The following is a 15098-nucleotide window of genomic DNA, read 5'->3' on the forward strand; positions in this document are numbered from 1 at the left end:
CCGCCCTCGATCTGAGCAGTCGATCACGACGGCTGCCGCTGGCGATGCCCTAGCCTTGGCGACGCGAGGCCACCGGGGAGGTGGCCGCACGGGGAACACGGATGGCACGCGTGCTGGTAGTGGGAACCGACATCCAGGGCGAGCAGGCCCTGCTGCAGCGGCTGCGCGTGGCATCGGCCCTGCCGGACGGCCAGATCCGCCGCAGCCAGGACCTGGACGATTGCGACCTGCTGGTCATCCGCGATACGCCGGCGCTGCGCAACGCGGCCCAGCGCATGCGCCAGCAGCGTCCGCGACTGCAGTGCTGGATCGAAGACATCGGCGGCCAGCTGCGTGATGGCGACGGGCACCAGGACGTGCTTGATGACAGTGCCATCGGTCGCGCGCTGCGCCGCATGCAGTTGGCAGTGGAGCCCTTGGCCATGCACGCACCCGCACCGATCCGCCTGGCTGATGGTGCGCATGCCATCACCCGTCTGCTGCGCGAGCGGCTGCCGCTGCGACAGGGCCAGGCACTGCTGAGTGATGCGGGCGAGCCACTGCTGCTGATGGACCTTGAGCATGACCAGGCCGTGCTGCTGCAGGAACCGGCTACGGCCCTGGTGGAGCGTTTGGCCGATGCCTTCGAACGCCTGCAGCTGGATGCGCTGACACCCGCACGCCTGCATGGCCTGGCCGGCGAGCGGCCACGCCAGCCACTGCGGCCGCTGCTGTGGCAATGGGCGCAACGTAGCCGCCATTGGCAGGCACTGGACGAACGCCTGCGCGGTGCTTCGGTAAAGCTGCTGCGCTGGCCCGATTTCCGTGTGCTGGGCCATGACCATGATGGCTTCCGCCTGTGCTCGCTGCTGCTCAAGCGCGCGTGCACGGTGGACGAGTGCGCGATGTTGCTTGATCTGCCGCCTGCGGCCGTGCGCGATTTCATCCATGCCGCTTACCTGTGCGGTTACGCGCAGCTGCAGGCAGCACCGGCGGTACCGCTGGCGGAACGCGCTGCCGGCGCTGACAATGGCCTGCTCGCCCGCCTATGGCGGCACCTGCGCGGGAGCGAGCGCAATGCGTGAGCACAAGGTGGTGGTGCTCGGTGGCATGGGCAGTGGCAAGTCGACCCTGGTGCGCAGCATCGCAGCCGGCGCGGTGGTCGACACCGACGTGGCCAACAGCGACCGCCTCGGTGCCGACAAGGCCTCCACCACGGTCGCCCTGGACTATGCGGATATCGACCTGCCCAATGGCGAGCGGCTGCGCCTGTATGGCACGCCGGGCCAGCAGCGCTTCGATTTCCTCTGGCCGATCCTGCTGCAGGGCGCCCGCGGCGCCGTGCTGCTGCTGGATGCGCGGCGCGCGGGCGTGGTTGCCGAACTGGAGGATTATCTGCAGGTGTTGCGGCCGTTCGCATCGTCATTGGCGCTGGTGGTGGCCGTCACCCATCTCGACCAGGCACCGCACGCCGCGCTGGATGAGTGGCTCGCACGTGCGAGCCTCGATGATCAACCGCTGCCTTTGCTGGCAGTGGATGCCCGCGACCGCGAACAGGGATTGCTGCTGATGGATGTATTGATGGGCGAGATGGAAGCGCACGCACTGGTGGCCGCGCATGGCTGACGGACAGGTGGCGCTACTGCCCGACGCCGGCCAGCGTGAGCGCCTGCAGCCCTTGCTGCGAGACCTGCAGCAGCGGGTGGAAGGCATACGCACGGTGGTGCTGGCCAGTGTGGATGGCTTCGCCCTGGTCAGTGCCGGTGCCGAAGGGCGCGGTGAACGCCTGGCAGCGATGACCAGCGCGATGCTGGCGCTGGCTGCAGCAGTGGGGCGCGAACTGGTGCTTGGGGATCTGCAGACGCTGATGCTGGAAGCCGCGGGCGGCAAGGTGCTGATGCTGGCGATCCAGGCCGAGGGACGCGCACCGCTGCTGCTGATGGCGGCTTGCGACCAGCGCAGCGTGATCGGCCAGGTGCTGTGGCTGAGCAGGGAATGTGGCCAGGCGATCCTGGCCGAACTCGGCGGATCGTGAGCCCGGCCGCAGGGGAACGAGGGGCTCGAACCAACATCGACAAGGGGTGCGACGTGGCTGGACTGAATGAATCGTTGAACGCATTGATGGGCATCGACGGCGCGCAGGCAGTGGCGCTGGTCGACTATGAAAGCGGCATGCTGCTGGGCGAAGCCGGTGCCGGCATGGACATGGAAGTGGCCGCCGCCGGCAACACCGAAGTGATCCGTGCCAAGATGAAGACCGCCGCATCGCTGAACCTCAACGACAGCATCGAGGACATCCTGATCTCGTTGGGCAAGGCGTACCACATCATGCGCCCGGTGGCGAAGAAGAAGGGCCTGTTCTTCTACATCGTGCTGGACCGTACCAGGTCCAACCTGGCATTGGCGCGGCGCAAGGTGCAGGACGTGGAAGCCGAACTGGCGATCTGAGCCAGTAGTGCCGGCTGCTGGCCGGCATCTGCATCGATCCATCGACGGTCCAGGTGCTGCCGGCCAGCGGCCGGCACTACCTTCGCGCTCGACGGCATCGCACGCGCCAGCGTATGGTGAAGCCGGTCCTCCCGGGTGAGCCATGCATGTCCAGGCCTGACATCGCTGCCGAGCTGGCACCGCGCATCGCGGTAGCCATCCGCGACGGTTTCGAGCAGTACCACGCCCGCTTTGCGGCGATCACCGCGCGGGCGCGGCAGCGCTTCGAGCAGCGCAACTGGGCCGGTGCGCGACAGGATGCGGTCGAGCGCATCGCCCTGTACGACCTGTGCATCGCCGAGCAGATGGATGCGCTGCGCCGCCTTGCCGGTGACGCGATCGGCGAGCGCGTGCTGTGGTTGCGGGTGCACGCCCGCTATAGCGCGCTGCTGCAGGGCCTGATCGACGCCGAGCTGTACAAGACCTTCTACAACACGTTGTCGCGGCGCCTGTTTGCCACCCGGGGCGTGGACCCGGCGCTGGAGTTCATCGCCTTCGATGTCGAACCCTCCGATGCCATCACCCACCCGGTGGCGCGGCATACCTACGCGGTTTCGCCGACGCGGCCGGTGGAGGCGCTGCAGCGGGTGCTGGCCGACTATCGCTTCGATATCCCCTATGCGCACCAGCTGCGCTGTGCCGCGGCCATCGCGGTGCGCCTGCAGGATGACCTGGCCCACTGGGGCGATACGCCGGTACGCAGCATCGAGCTGCTCGACACGGTGTTCTACCGCGAGCGCCGCGCTTACCTGGTTGGCCGCGTGTTCGGCGAGCACCGGTTCTCGCCGTGCGTGATTGCCCTGGTGAACGACGAGCGTGGCCTGCGCGCCGATGCAGTGCTGACCCGGCGCCGGGACGTGGCCCACCTGTTCGGCGTGTCACGCAGCTATTTCCAGGCCAACCTGGCCACGGTCGGTGATGCGGTGGTGTTCCTGCGCAGTCTGCTGCCGGGCAAGCCCATCGATGAGATATACACCGTGCTGGGCCGCGCCAAGCAGGGCAAGACCGAGCGCTACCGCACCTTCTTCCGTCATTTCAACGAGCACCCGCAGGAGCGGCTGGTGCATGCAGAGGGCACGCCGGGCATGGTCATGGCGGTGTTCACCCTGCCCAGTTACCCGCTGGTGTTCAAGCTGATCCGCGACCGTTTCGCGTGGCCCAAGGCGATGTCGCGACAGCAGGTGGAAGAGAAGTACGCGCTGGTGTTCAACCTCGATCGTGTCGGCCGCCTGCTCGATGCGCAGCCCTATCGTCATCTGCGCTTCCCGCGCCAGCGCTTCGCGCCGGCCTTGCTGGATGAACTGCTGCAGCAGTGCGCGCAGAGCGTACGCATCGATGGCGATGAGGTCGAAGTCGCACTGTGCTATGTGCAGCGTCGTTTTCGTCCCTTGAATCTGTACCTGCGCGAGCAGGGCGCGGAGGCGGTGCGGGCGGCGGTGCTCGACTATGCGCAGGCGATCACCGACATGGCGCGCAACAACATCTTCCCCGGTGACATGCTGCCGAAGAATTTCGGCGTATCACGGCACGGCCGGGCCGTGTTCTACGACTACGACGAGCTGTGTCTGGTCAGCGACTGCGTCTTCCGCGCCTGGCCGCAGCCGCGTACGCCGGAGGAAGCGATGTCCGACGAGCCATGGTTCCATGTCGGTCCGCGCGACGTGTTTCCCGAGCGCTTCGGCCCGTTCATGGGCCTGCCCGCTGCAGAGCTGGCAGCGGTGCGCGAGCACTACCGGCACCTGTTCGACCCGGGCTGGTGGCAGGGCCTGCAGGAACGCTTCGCCCGAGGTGACTATCCGGACACGCCGCCCTATGCTGGCGCGCACCGGTTGGCGTGAGCCAGCTGTCATGGGTGTTGGGACTGAGGTACTCTCGCCCTTCATCACCAAGGATCCGGCAATGATGCGTTCCCCATTGTTCCTCGCTCTCGCGTTGGCCGTCGGTGCCGGCGCTCCGCTGTTAGCCGGCGATGCCAACGCGCAGACCACGCGCGCGGTGCGTGCCACCACCGAATTGAGCATGACACTGACCGGAAAGATCGAGGTCACGGCAGAAGGCGCAGTCAGCGCTCTGGTGCTCGATCAGAAGGCAAACATCAGCCCGGGTGTTGCCGCGTTTGTTGAACGCACCATTCGCCCTTGGCGTTTCGAGCCGACGCGGGTCGATGGCAAGGCCGTCGCCGCACAGGCACCGTTTCGGGTGCGTCTGCGTGGCAAGTCCACGGGCAAGGGCGACTACGAAGTCAGCATGACCAGCGTGGATTTCAGCGAGTACGATCCAAAGGCCACCGATTCGGTGACCGCAGAGCGCCTGGCGCCGCCGCGCTATCCGGACGAGGCAATGAGGATCGGTGGTCAGGGCGATGTGATCCTGATCATCAAGGTCGCCCGTGATGGCACGGTGGCCGACGTCATCGCCGAGCAGGTCAACATGACCGTGGCGGGGCCGGAGCGGACCATGGCCAAGCTGCGCGATGTGCTGGCCAAGGCCAGCATCAATACCGCCCGCAAGTGGACCTTCATTCCTCCAAGCAGCGGGAAGGACGTCACACGGGAATTCTGGTCGGTACGCGTGCCGGTCAACTATGCGTTCTCGGATGATCGCAATGCCGCTGCCGAGCGCTATGGCCGCTGGCGCGCCTTCATTCCAGGACCGAAGCAGCGCGCACCGTGGGTGACCGGTGACGCGGCGGAAAACGGCAGCGACCTGCTGCCCGAGGGCGGCATCTACATGGTCGACGGCGCCAAGCGCGGCCTGCGCCTGCTGACGCCGCTGGAGCAGGGCTGACGATCACTGCGGAGCCGGCCAGCCCGGCTTCGCGTCAATCGGCGTAGGGGTAGACCACCACTCGGTTGCGGCCCTGTTCCTTGGCCAGGTACAGCGCCTTGTCGGCCAGCCGCAGCGCCTGCTCGGCATCGACATGGAAGCTGGGGAAGTGGGCCACGCCCAGCGAGACGGTGATGGTGCCGACCGGTTCAAACGGATGGTCGGCAATGTGCTGGCGCAGACGCTCGCCAGCCTGTCGCGCTGACTCGGCGCTGATGCCCGGCAACAGCAGCAGGAACTCCTCGCCGCCGGCGCGGCAGAGGATGTCGCTGTCGCGCGAGTAGCGGCGCATCTGGTTGGCGATGTGGACGATGGCAGCGTCGCCGACGTCATGGCCGTGGTTGTCATTGATCGATTTGAAGCGATCGATGTCCAGCGCCAGGATCGCGAACGGGATGCCCTGTACCTGCAGGGCATCCAGCGCCTGCTGCAGGCCGCGGCGGTTGAGAAGACTGGTCAGCGGATCGGTGCGGCTGGCGCGGTTGAGCGTGCCGATGCGGTCCTGCAGTGCATTGAAGCTGTGCAGTACCGCCTGCTTGAGCTGGGCGACCTCGAAGTACCACGCGCGGATGCCGCTGACGTGGCTGATCGCATTGCCAGTGTCTTCGCCGCCCTGCACGTTGCGTGCGAGCTGCCACAGCGGCATCGAGATGCGACGGGCGAACCACCAGGTGATCAGCAGCGACAGCAGGCCCAGCGGGATTGCGTTCCAGATTACCGCAGTCATCAACCGCGACAGCGGCTGCAGCGTGGCCTCGGTCGGGCGCTGGGCGATGATGCCCCAGCCGGTGGCCGCCACCGGCGCATAGCCGGCCAGCATCGACACGCCCAGGTTGTTGCGCACCTGCTGCGCGCCACGCTCGCCGCGCACCACGGCCTTTACTGCGGGGTTGCCGACCACGTAGTCGCCCACCCGCTTGCCATCGGCGTGGTACAGCAGGCGGCCATGGCGATCGACCACGTACAGGTAGGAACCATCACGGTAGTAGTGCTTGCCCAGCAGCGTGTGCAGTGCGCTGCGCTGGCGCAGGTACAGGGTGCCGCTGACGTAACCACGGTAGTGGCCCTGGCGATCGAAGATCGGGTGCGACAGCGAGACCAGCAGCTTGCCGGTGGCCGACTGGTACGGGTCGCTGATCATCGGCTGGCGCGCGGCCAGCGCGGCATTGTTGCCGACGCTGTGCAGCACTTCGCCCTGCAGCTGCAGGGTCTGCGGCGAGGTGGCGATCACCAGGCCGTCGGCATCCACCACCAGCGAAGAGTTGAAGCTGTTGGTCTGCAGCTGCAGGCGGCTGGCTTCGTCCTGGGCCTGTGCCGGGTCGAGGTTGCCCTGGCCGAGCCGCGTGGCGGCGTAGGCCAGTTCCTGCTGGGCAGCCAGCAGGAAGTTCTGGGTCGTTTCGGCCAGTTTGGTGGCGTAGACGCGGTTGGCCTCCAGGGTGTTGCCGACCAGCTGGTCGCGCTGCACCCGGTAGCTGGCCAGCAGGGTGTTGGCCAGCGCGATGATGGCGCTGAGCAGGGCCAGGGCGAGGATCAGCTTGCCCAGGTTGAGGCGGGGAGACAGCGTTCGCATGCGTCGACGGATCCGGCAGGAGGCTGGACCCGACCGGTTCTTCGGAAGGGGCGACAGCGGGAATCGGTGGCCAGGCCCTCGGGGCCGGGCAGGGCATCGGGCGGATTATCGCCAAAACCGGGCGGCGGTGAAGTGAAGTGGGTCGCCCTGCAGGTAAAAAAAAACCTGCCGCAGCGAGCGGCAGGTTCTTTTCGATGCAATGCCGTGGATCAGCGCTTCATCGAACCGAAGAACTCGTCGTTGGACTTGGTGTTCTTCATCTTGTCCAGCAGGAACTCCATCGCCGCCATTTCATCCATCGGATGCAGCAGCTTGCGCAGGATCCAGATCTTCTGCAGCAGTTCCGGTTCGATCAGCAGGTCTTCGCGGCGGGTACCCGAACGGTTGATGTCGATGGCCGGGAACACGCGCTTTTCAGCGATACGACGGCTCAGGTGCACTTCGCTGTTGCCGGTGCCCTTGAACTCTTCGTAGATCACCTCGTCCATCTTCGAGCCGGTGTCGACCAGCGCGGTGGCGATGATGGTCAGGCTGCCGCCTTCTTCCACGTTGCGCGCGGCACCGAAGAAGCGCTTCGGGCGGTGCAGGGCGTTGGCGTCCACGCCACCGGTCAGCACCTTGCCCGAGCTCGGCACCACGTTGTTGTACGCGCGGGCCAGGCGGGTGATCGAGTCGAGCAGGATCACCACGTCCTTCTTGTGCTCGACCAGGCGCTTGGCGCGCTCGATGACCATTTCGGCCACCTGCACGTGGCGCGCGGCCGGTTCGTCGAAGGTCGAGCTGATGACCTCGCCGCGCACGGTGCGCTGCATTTCGGTCACTTCTTCCGGGCGCTCGTCGATCAGCAGCACGATCAGGTGCACGTCCGGGTGGTTGGTGGTGATGGCGGTGGCGACCTGCTGCATCATCATGGTCTTGCCGGCCTTCGGCTGCGACACGATGAGCGAGCGCTGGCCCTTGCCCTGCGGCGCCATCAGGTCGAGGATGCGGCCGGTGATGTCTTCCGACGAACCGTTGCCGCGCTCCAGGGTGAAGCGGCGGCGCGGGAACAGGGCGGTCAGGTTCTCGAACAGCACCTTGTTCTTCGACGCTTCGATCGGCTCGCCGTTGATGGTGTCGACGATGTTCAGCGCGAAGTAGCGCTCGCCGTCCTTCGGGAAGCGGATGCGGCCGGAGATGTGGTCGCCGGTGCGCAGGTTGAAGCGGCGGATCTGGCTGGGCGAGATATAGGTGTCGTCCGGGCCGGCCAGGTAGCTGGCTTCGGCCGCGCGCAGGAAGCCGAAGCCGTCCGGCAGGATTTCCAGCACGCCGTCGGCGGCGACGCCGTCACCATGGCGGGTCAGCACCTTCAGCAGGGCGAAGATCACATCCTGCTTGCGGGCGCGTGCCACGCCTTCGGAGATCTGCAGCTGCTCGGCGATTTCCAGCAGCTTCTGTGCCGGCATGCGCTTGAGGTCGCTCAGCGAATAGACCGGGAAGCCTTCCGGCACGTTGGCGTGCGGACGCGGCACGAAGGGCTGCTGCTCGCCGCCGTCGTTGGGCATGCCGTCGTCGCGGAAGCGGTTGTTGTTGCGGTCACGGTCGCGGCGGTTGCGGAAGCGGTCACGGCGGTTGCCCTGGCCTTGCCCCTGGCCCTGCTGGCCGTTCTGGTTGTACGGGTTCTGGCCCTGGTTCTGGCCACCGCCCTGGTGGCTCTGCTGCCGCGGCTGGCCGGATTCGCGACCCTCACCACCTTCGCCACCGCCACTGCTGGCAGGGGCCTCGGCGGCGGGCGCGCTCGGTGCGGGGGCGGGGGCCGGTGCCTCGGGCGCGGCGGCCAGCGGCAGGGTCGGCTGCGCCGGAGCGGCGCTGGTTTCGGCGGCTGCCGGGGCGGCGGCCTTGCTCACGCGGGGCTTGCGCACGCGCTTTTCGGCGGGCGCATCGGCGCTGCCGGTTTCGGAAGTGTTATCGGACAAGAGCGTTATTCCTCGCTTGAAGGTGCGAGCGCCCGGCTGGGGCGGCGAACGTTGGGAATGGGTCTGGAAGAAACTGCGTCCAGAGGGTGCGGCACGCGAACGCGGCCGGATGTGCCGACACTATCATCGGCCTGCGGCGCCGTGCAAGGGCTGCCGGGAACAGCATTCATCATGGACGCAGGGCGTCCGCCGGCAGCCGCGGGTGGCGGCTGCCGGAAAACAGCAGGATCAGGCCAGGGCCTTGTCCAGCAGGCCGGCCAGCTGGGCCTTGCCCACCGCACCGATCTGCTCGCCGACCTTCTCGCCGTCCTTGAACACGACCAGGTACGGGATCGAACGCACGTGGTACTTGGCGGCCAGCGCACGATTGTGGTCGACGTTGACCTTGGCGATCTTGGCGCGGCCCTGGTAGGCATCGGCCAGTTCGTCCAGCGCCGGGGCGATCATCTTGCACGGGCCACACCATTCGGCCCAGAAATCGACCAGCACCGGTTCCTTGGAATTCAGCACTGCGCTATCAAAGTCGGCGTCGCCGACATGTACAACCTTGTCGCTCATCTTGGTTTCTCGTCTTGGATTGCACCCGGCCATGCCGGAGGTGGGTGAACTGGGCCATGCCCGGTGGCGCGACCCTCGTCGTTGCCTCGCGGCGCACTGCCGCGGTGCGTTCGGCGGGATGCCTGGACGCTCACGGCCGGCAGTGTACCCCTATCGCAGGGCGGGGACAGGCGCCGGCTGGAACCCAGCGTATCGTGATCGCTTCGAAGCCCGGTATGTGTCGGATTTCACTGTCTTCCCGAAGATGGGGGTGGCAGCGGGCGACACCAGCGGGACCGGCGGGGTCGTTCAAGTCCCGTGTGGCTGGATGAAGGCGCGCCGTCTCTCCATCCGGTGAGACGGGGCATTCCGGTTTGCCGGCCCGAGTGCGTTAAACTGGGCCATTGTGCGGCGCGCGGACCGGGTGGTCCCAGCCTGCCAACCCGCCGCAGGGGCCGCAGTTTGCGACGGTGCCCCTAGACGATGAAGTGCCAGCCGCCCCACGGGCCGGCGGCCATACCAAGACGGACTCATGAGCGACAAACCGCTGACCGATTTGACCTTTTCCTCCTTCGAGCTGCACCCGGCCCTGCAGGCCGGCCTTGAAGGAGCCGGATTCACCCGCTGCACCCCGATCCAGGCGCTGACCCTGCCGGTCGCGCTGCCCGGCGGTGATGTTGCCGGCCAGGCCCAGACCGGCACCGGCAAGACCCTGGCCTTCCTGGTCGCTGTCGTGAACCGCCTGCTGACGCGTCCGGCGCTGGCCGATCGCAAGCCGGAAGATCCGCGCGCGCTGATCCTCGCCCCGACCCGCGAGCTGGCCATCCAGATCCACAAGGATGCGGTGAAGTTCGGTTCCGACCTGGGCCTGCGCTTCGCCCTGGTCTATGGCGGCGTGGATTACGACAAGCAGCGCGAGCTGCTGCAGCAGGGCGTGGACGTGATCATCGCCACCCCGGGCCGCCTGATCGACTACGTCAAGCAGCACAAGGTGGTGTCGCTGCACGCCTGCGAGATCTGCGTGCTGGACGAAGCCGACCGCATGTTCGACCTGGGCTTCATCAAGGACATCCGCTTCCTGCTGCGCCGCATGCCGGAGCGCACCACCCGCCAGACCCTGCTGTTCAGTGCCACCCTCAGCCACCGCGTGCTGGAGCTGGCCTACGAGCACATGAACGAGCCGCAGAAGCTGGTGGTCGAAGCCGAGACCATCACCGCCGCGCGCGTGCGCCAGCGCATCTACTTCCCGGCCGACGATGAGAAGATCCCGCTGCTGCTGGGCCTGCTTTCGCGCAGCGAAGGCGCGCGCACCATGGTCTTCGTCAACACCAAGGTGTTCGTCGAGCGCGTGGCGCGTTCGCTGGAAAAGGCCGGCTACCGTGTCGGCGTGCTGTCCGGCGACGTGCCGCAGAAGAAGCGCGAGAGCCTGCTCAACCGCTTCCAGAAGGGCCAGCTGGAAATCCTGGTGGCCACCGACGTGGCTGCGCGCGGCCTGCACATCGACGGCATCAAGTACGTCTACAACTACGACCTGCCGTTCGACGCCGAAGACTACGTGCATCGCATCGGCCGCACCGCGCGCCTGGGTGAAGAGGGCGACGCGATCAGCTTCGCCTGCGAACGCTATGCCATGGGCCTGCCGGACATCGAGGCCTACATCGAGCAGAAGATTCCGTCCGAGCCGGTCACCAAGGAACTGTTGACCCCGCTGCCGCGCCCGGAACGCCCGGCTCCGGCTGCAGGCGAGGAAGGCGAGGACAATGAAAGCGTCGGCCAGATCTTCCGCGAAGCGCGCGAAGCCCGTGCCGCCGAGGAAGAGCGTCGGGGCGGTGGCCGCAGTGGCGGCCGTTCCGGCGGTGGTGGTGGTGGCCGTGGTGGCCGTGACGGTGAGCGCAGCGGCGAACGCCGTTCGCGTGGCCCGCGCAAGCCACGCGCGGAAGGCGAGCAGGGCGCTGCCGCGCCGGCCGCCGGTGCCGAAGGCGCCGCTGCCCAGGCCCCGCGTCCGCCGCGCCCCCCGCGTGCCGAAGGCGCACCGGAAGCTGCGGTGGACGGCGAGCACAAGCCGCGCAAGCGCCGCCGCCGTCGCCACGGTCGTCCGGTCGAGGGTGCCGAGGGCGTGCAGAACGCCGCCGGCAATGGCGCCAGCCCGGTCACGCCGGTGCAGGTGGTGGCCAAGCCGGTGCGCACGGCTGCTGATACCGGCGATTCGTTCCTGACCCGCATCGGCCGCAAGATCCGCCGGATGCTGTCGGGCAGCTGATCGGCAGCGCCGATCAGCTGGTAGCACCCGACCGTGGGTCGGGTGGCTTCAAGGGCGTGCCGACCAACGGTCGGCACCCACCCTGGCCGGCAGTTGTGTGGGTTGCCGGCCAGCGGCCGGCACTACCGATCGTGTGACCGTCTCCACGACGTCGCGCCGGTCCTGCATAATCGGGGCATGAGTGTCCTGCGCTTCGACAATGTCAGCAAACAGTACGCCGGTGGCCACGAGGCACTGACCGATGTCAGCTTCGAGGTCGCGCCGGGCGAGATGCTGTTCGTCACCGGCCATTCCGGTGCGGGCAAAAGCACCCTGCTCAAGTTGATCCATCTGGACGAGCGGCCCAGCCGTGGCGCGGTGGTGTTCGACGAGCGCAACCTGCTGAAGGTGCGTGGCGGCGATGTGCCCCGCCACCGTCGCGCGGTGGGTGCGGTCTACCAGGACCACCGCCTGCTGATGGACCGCTCGATCGCCGAGAACGTGGCGCTGCCGCTGATCCTGCGCGGCACCCGCCGTGGCGACATCAGCAAGCGCGTGCGCTCGGTGCTGGAACGGATGGGCCTGGGCCACCGCGAGAAGGCGCTGCCCTCGCAGCTGTCGGCCGGTGAGCAGCAGCGCGTTGGCATCGCCCGCGCCATCGTCGGTGAGCCCAAGCTGCTGGTGGCCGATGAACCGACCGGCAACCTCGACCCGACCCTGGCGGCGGAGATCATGGCTCTGTTCGCCGAGCTGCCCGCGCGCGGCACCAGCGTGCTGGTGGTCAGCCACGACCTGCCGCTGCTGCGCCGCATGCGCAAGCGCGTGCTGATCCTCGACCACGGCCGGCTGGTGGATGACATCTCGCCGCAGGATCTGGCGGAGTAACCCATGGCGAAGAACGAAAACAGCGAAGCCGCCGCCCCCTCGCGCGTGGGCGTCTGGTTCCAGCACCACGCGCACAGCGTGGTGTTCAGCCTCGGCCGTGCCTGCCGCAAGCCGTGGGCGACCCTGCTGACGGTGATGGTCATGGCGCTGGCACTGGCCCTGCCGCTGGGCCTGTCGATCGCGCTGGACAACCTCAAGCAGTTCGCCGGCAGCGTGCAGCAGTCGCGCGACATCAATGTGTTCCTGAAGGGCAACGTCGATGGCCCCGGTGCGCTGCGCCTGGCCGGCCAGCTGCGCGACCGCGACGACGTGGCCGAAGTGAACGTGCGCACGCCCGAGCAGGGCCTGCAGGAACTGCGCGACGCCGGCCTCGGCGAGGCGATCGACGCACTCAATGACAACCCGCTGCCCTCGCTGCTGGTGATCACCCCCGGCCAGGGCAAGGACGACGCGCGCCTGGCACGCGCGCTGGAGAGCCTGCCCGAGGCCGACCTGGTGCAGCACGATGCACTGTGGCGCCAGCGCCTGGATGCTTGGTTGGCGTTCGGCGCGCGGCTGGTGCAGGTGCTGTCGGTCCTGCTCGGCGTCGGTGCCGCGCTGGTGGTCGGCAACACCGTGCGCCTGGACATCCAGGCCCGCCGCGAAGAGATCGGCGTGCTGCAGCTGCTCGGCGCCAGTGATGGCTTCATCCGCCGCCCGTTCCTGTACCTGGGTGCGTGGTATGGCCTGGGCGCCGGCGCGGTTGCGCTGGCCCTGATCGGCGCCGCCGGTGCCGCGCTGCGCGTGCCGCTGGCCGAACTCTCGCGCAGCTACGGCAGCCCGTTCGTGCTGCACGGCCTGGACCTGCTGCACGGTGGCCTGGTCCTGCTCGGCACGCTGCTGCTGGGCTGGCTGGGTGCGTGGCTGGTCACCGGCCACTTCCTGCGCCAGACCCGACCGACCGACACCTGAGACCGGCATGCAACCGCAAGCGCTGAAGCACCTTGAAGGGCCCGCGACGCGGGTGATGGTGGTCGATGGCTCGAAGCTGGTCCGCAAGCTGATCGCCGACGTCCTGCAGCGCGACCTGCCGGGCGTGGAGGTGATTGGCTGCGACAGCATCGAGGATGCGCAGCAGGCGCTGGCGCAGGGCCCGGTGGACCTGGTGACCACCTCGCTGACCCTGCGTGATGGCGACGGCCTGGCGCTGGCGCGGATGATCCGCGAAGCGGCCGGCCAGGCCTACGTGCCGGTGATCGTGGTGTCCGGCGATGCCCAGCAGCATCTGGAGCAGCGTCGCTTCACCGAGTACGTCACCGACTATTTCGACAAGGCGCTGGGCCACGAGGCGCTGGCGACCTTCATCCGCGGCTATGTGCAGCCGCAGACCATTCCCGGCGCGACCATCCTCTACATCGAGGACAGCCGCGTGGTGGCCGAGGCCACCAAGCGCATGCTCGAACGCCAGCAGTTGAACGTGCTGCACGTGGTCAGCGCCGAAGAGGCGTTCACCCTGCTCACCGCCGAGTCGCTGGGCCGCAGCCGCCATCGCATCGACCTGGTGCTGACCGACGTCACCCTGAAGGGCGAACTGAGCGGCCGCGACGTGGTGCAGCGCGTGCGCGTGGACTTCGGCTACGGCAAGCGCCGCCTGCCGGTGCTGGTGATGACCGGCGACGGCAACCCGCACAACCAGACCGGGCTGCTGCAGTCCGGCGCCAACGACCTGGTACTCAAGCCGATCGAAGAACGGCTGCTGGTCACCAAGGTGCTGTTCCAGCTGCGCCTGGCCCGGTTGAACGATGGACCCCTGATTCGATGAAGTGGTGCAATGATTGATGAAGTAGCGGACACCCCGACGATCCAGCTGGAACCGAGCTGGAAGCAGCATGTCGGCGATTACCTCCTGCAGCCGCAGATGCGCGAGCTGTCCGGCTTCCTGCGCCAGCGCAAGGCCAGTGGCGCGGCGGTATTCCCGCCCGGCCCGCAGATCTTCGCCGCGTTCGACGCCACGCCATTCGAGCAGGTGAAGGTGGTGATCCTCGGCCAGGACCCGTACCACGGCCAGGGCCAGGCGCATGGCCTGAGTTTCTCGGTGCCGCCGGGCGTGCCGGTGCCGCCGTCGCTGCTGAACATCTACAAGGAGATCGAGAGCGATCTCGGTATCCCGCGCCCGGACCACGGCTGCCTGATCCCATGGGCGCAGCGCGGCGTGCTGCTGCTCAATGCCGTGCTGACGGTGGAGGAGGGCAAGGCCGGCGCACACCAGGGCCGCGGCTGGGAAGGCTTCACCGATCACGTGGTGGACGTGCTCAACCGCGAAGGCGAAGGCTTGGTGTTCATGCTCTGGGGTGCCTACGCGCAGCAGAAGGGCAAGGTCATTGATACCCGTCGCCATCGCGTTCTGAAGGCCCCGCATCCGTCGCCGCTGTCGGCCCATCGTGGCTTCCTCGGCTGCCGCCATTTCTCGATGGCCAACGAGTACCTGCAGCGTCGCGGCCAGGCCCCGATCGACTGGTCGCTGCCGCCGCGCTCGGTGCTCTGAGCGCCGGCTGGCGGCCGGGCCTGAACGCCGGACAACGTTCCCTGGCCTGAATGGGCCTCCAGAACGGCCCGTTCAGCTCCGCTTGACCGGAATCGG

14 protein-coding genes are annotated in these 15098 nt (G+C 67.7%); 11 read left to right on the forward strand and 3 right to left on the reverse strand.

The window, feature by feature from the left end; all coding sequences use genetic code 11:
• Positions 1-101: 101 nt before the first annotated feature.
• The 6 genes from AC5P78_RS02840 to AC5P78_RS02865 all read left to right on the forward strand — a co-directional run bounded on the left by AC5P78_RS02840 (position 102) and on the right by AC5P78_RS02865 (position 5253).
• Positions 102-1064 (forward strand): hypothetical protein, encoded by a 963-nt coding sequence (locus AC5P78_RS02840; protein ID WP_024957688.1) that lies wholly within the window; start codon positions 102-104, stop codon positions 1062-1064.
• Complete coding sequence (locus tag AC5P78_RS02845) at positions 1057-1605, forward strand: GTP-binding protein (RefSeq protein ID WP_024957689.1); 549 nt, start codon at positions 1057-1059, stop codon at positions 1603-1605. Before AC5P78_RS02840 ends, AC5P78_RS02845 begins: the two co-directional genes overlap by 8 nt.
• Positions 1598-2014, forward strand: a complete 417-nt coding sequence (locus tag AC5P78_RS02850) for a roadblock/LC7 domain-containing protein (RefSeq protein ID WP_099561518.1) — start codon at positions 1598-1600, stop codon at positions 2012-2014. Before AC5P78_RS02845 ends, AC5P78_RS02850 begins: the two co-directional genes overlap by 8 nt.
• 53 nt (positions 2015-2067) lie before the next feature.
• A complete protein-coding gene (locus tag AC5P78_RS02855; protein WP_005411280.1) occupies positions 2068-2427 on the forward strand; it encodes a hypothetical protein in 360 nt (119 codons plus the stop codon).
• A gap of 146 nt (positions 2428-2573) precedes the next feature.
• A complete protein-coding gene (gene aceK, locus AC5P78_RS02860; protein ID WP_049395367.1) occupies positions 2574-4304 on the forward strand; it encodes a bifunctional isocitrate dehydrogenase kinase/phosphatase in 1731 nt (576 codons plus the stop codon).
• A 61-nt stretch (positions 4305-4365) separates the two neighbouring features.
• Positions 4366-5253, forward strand: a complete 888-nt coding sequence (locus tag AC5P78_RS02865; RefSeq protein ID WP_043034296.1) for an energy transducer TonB — start codon at positions 4366-4368, stop codon at positions 5251-5253.
• Positions 5254-5287: 34 nt separating this feature from the next.
• Here AC5P78_RS02865 and AC5P78_RS02870 read toward each other — a convergent pair whose 3' ends face one another.
• From AC5P78_RS02870 to trxA, 3 genes are all read right to left on the reverse strand, one after another.
• Positions 5288-6862 (reverse strand): sensor domain-containing diguanylate cyclase, encoded by a 1575-nt coding sequence (locus AC5P78_RS02870; protein WP_005411277.1) that lies wholly within the window; start codon positions 6860-6862, stop codon positions 5288-5290.
• Positions 6863-7071: 209 nt separating this feature from the next.
• Positions 7072-8817, reverse strand: coding sequence for a transcription termination factor Rho (gene rho, locus AC5P78_RS02875; RefSeq protein WP_414498358.1), 1746 nt, complete (start codon positions 8815-8817; stop codon positions 7072-7074).
• A gap of 228 nt (positions 8818-9045) precedes the next feature.
• A complete protein-coding gene (gene trxA / locus AC5P78_RS02880; protein WP_005411275.1) occupies positions 9046-9375 on the reverse strand; it encodes a thioredoxin in 330 nt (109 codons plus the stop codon).
• 511 nt (positions 9376-9886) lie between these two features.
• Between trxA and rhlB the strand changes: the two genes are divergently transcribed.
• The 5 genes from rhlB (at position 9887) to ung (ending at position 15002) form a co-directional block, all read left to right on the forward strand.
• Entirely contained in the window at positions 9887-11614 is a 1728-nt protein-coding gene (gene rhlB, locus AC5P78_RS02885; RefSeq protein ID WP_049395352.1) for an ATP-dependent RNA helicase RhlB, read from the forward strand.
• 177 nt (positions 11615-11791) lie between these two features.
• Complete coding sequence (ftsE, locus tag AC5P78_RS02890; RefSeq protein ID WP_005411273.1) at positions 11792-12478, forward strand: cell division ATP-binding protein FtsE; 687 nt, start codon at positions 11792-11794, stop codon at positions 12476-12478.
• Between the two features lie 3 nt (positions 12479-12481).
• On the forward strand, positions 12482-13429 hold the full coding sequence (gene ftsX, locus AC5P78_RS02895) for a permease-like cell division protein FtsX (protein WP_005414664.1): 948 nt from the start codon (positions 12482-12484) through the stop codon (positions 13427-13429).
• A gap of 7 nt (positions 13430-13436) precedes the next feature.
• The gene (locus AC5P78_RS02900; RefSeq protein ID WP_043034539.1) at positions 13437-14279 is read left to right on the forward strand and encodes a response regulator; all 843 of its coding nucleotides are present in this window, start codon (positions 13437-13439) and stop codon (positions 14277-14279) included.
• Between the two features lie 9 nt (positions 14280-14288).
• Positions 14289-15002, forward strand: coding sequence for a uracil-DNA glycosylase (ung, locus tag AC5P78_RS02905; RefSeq protein ID WP_262238777.1), 714 nt, complete (start codon positions 14289-14291; stop codon positions 15000-15002).
• The last annotated feature ends 96 nt before the right edge of the window (positions 15003-15098 follow it).

This window comes from Stenotrophomonas sp. YJH_SMC_133 (assembly GCF_059370655.1).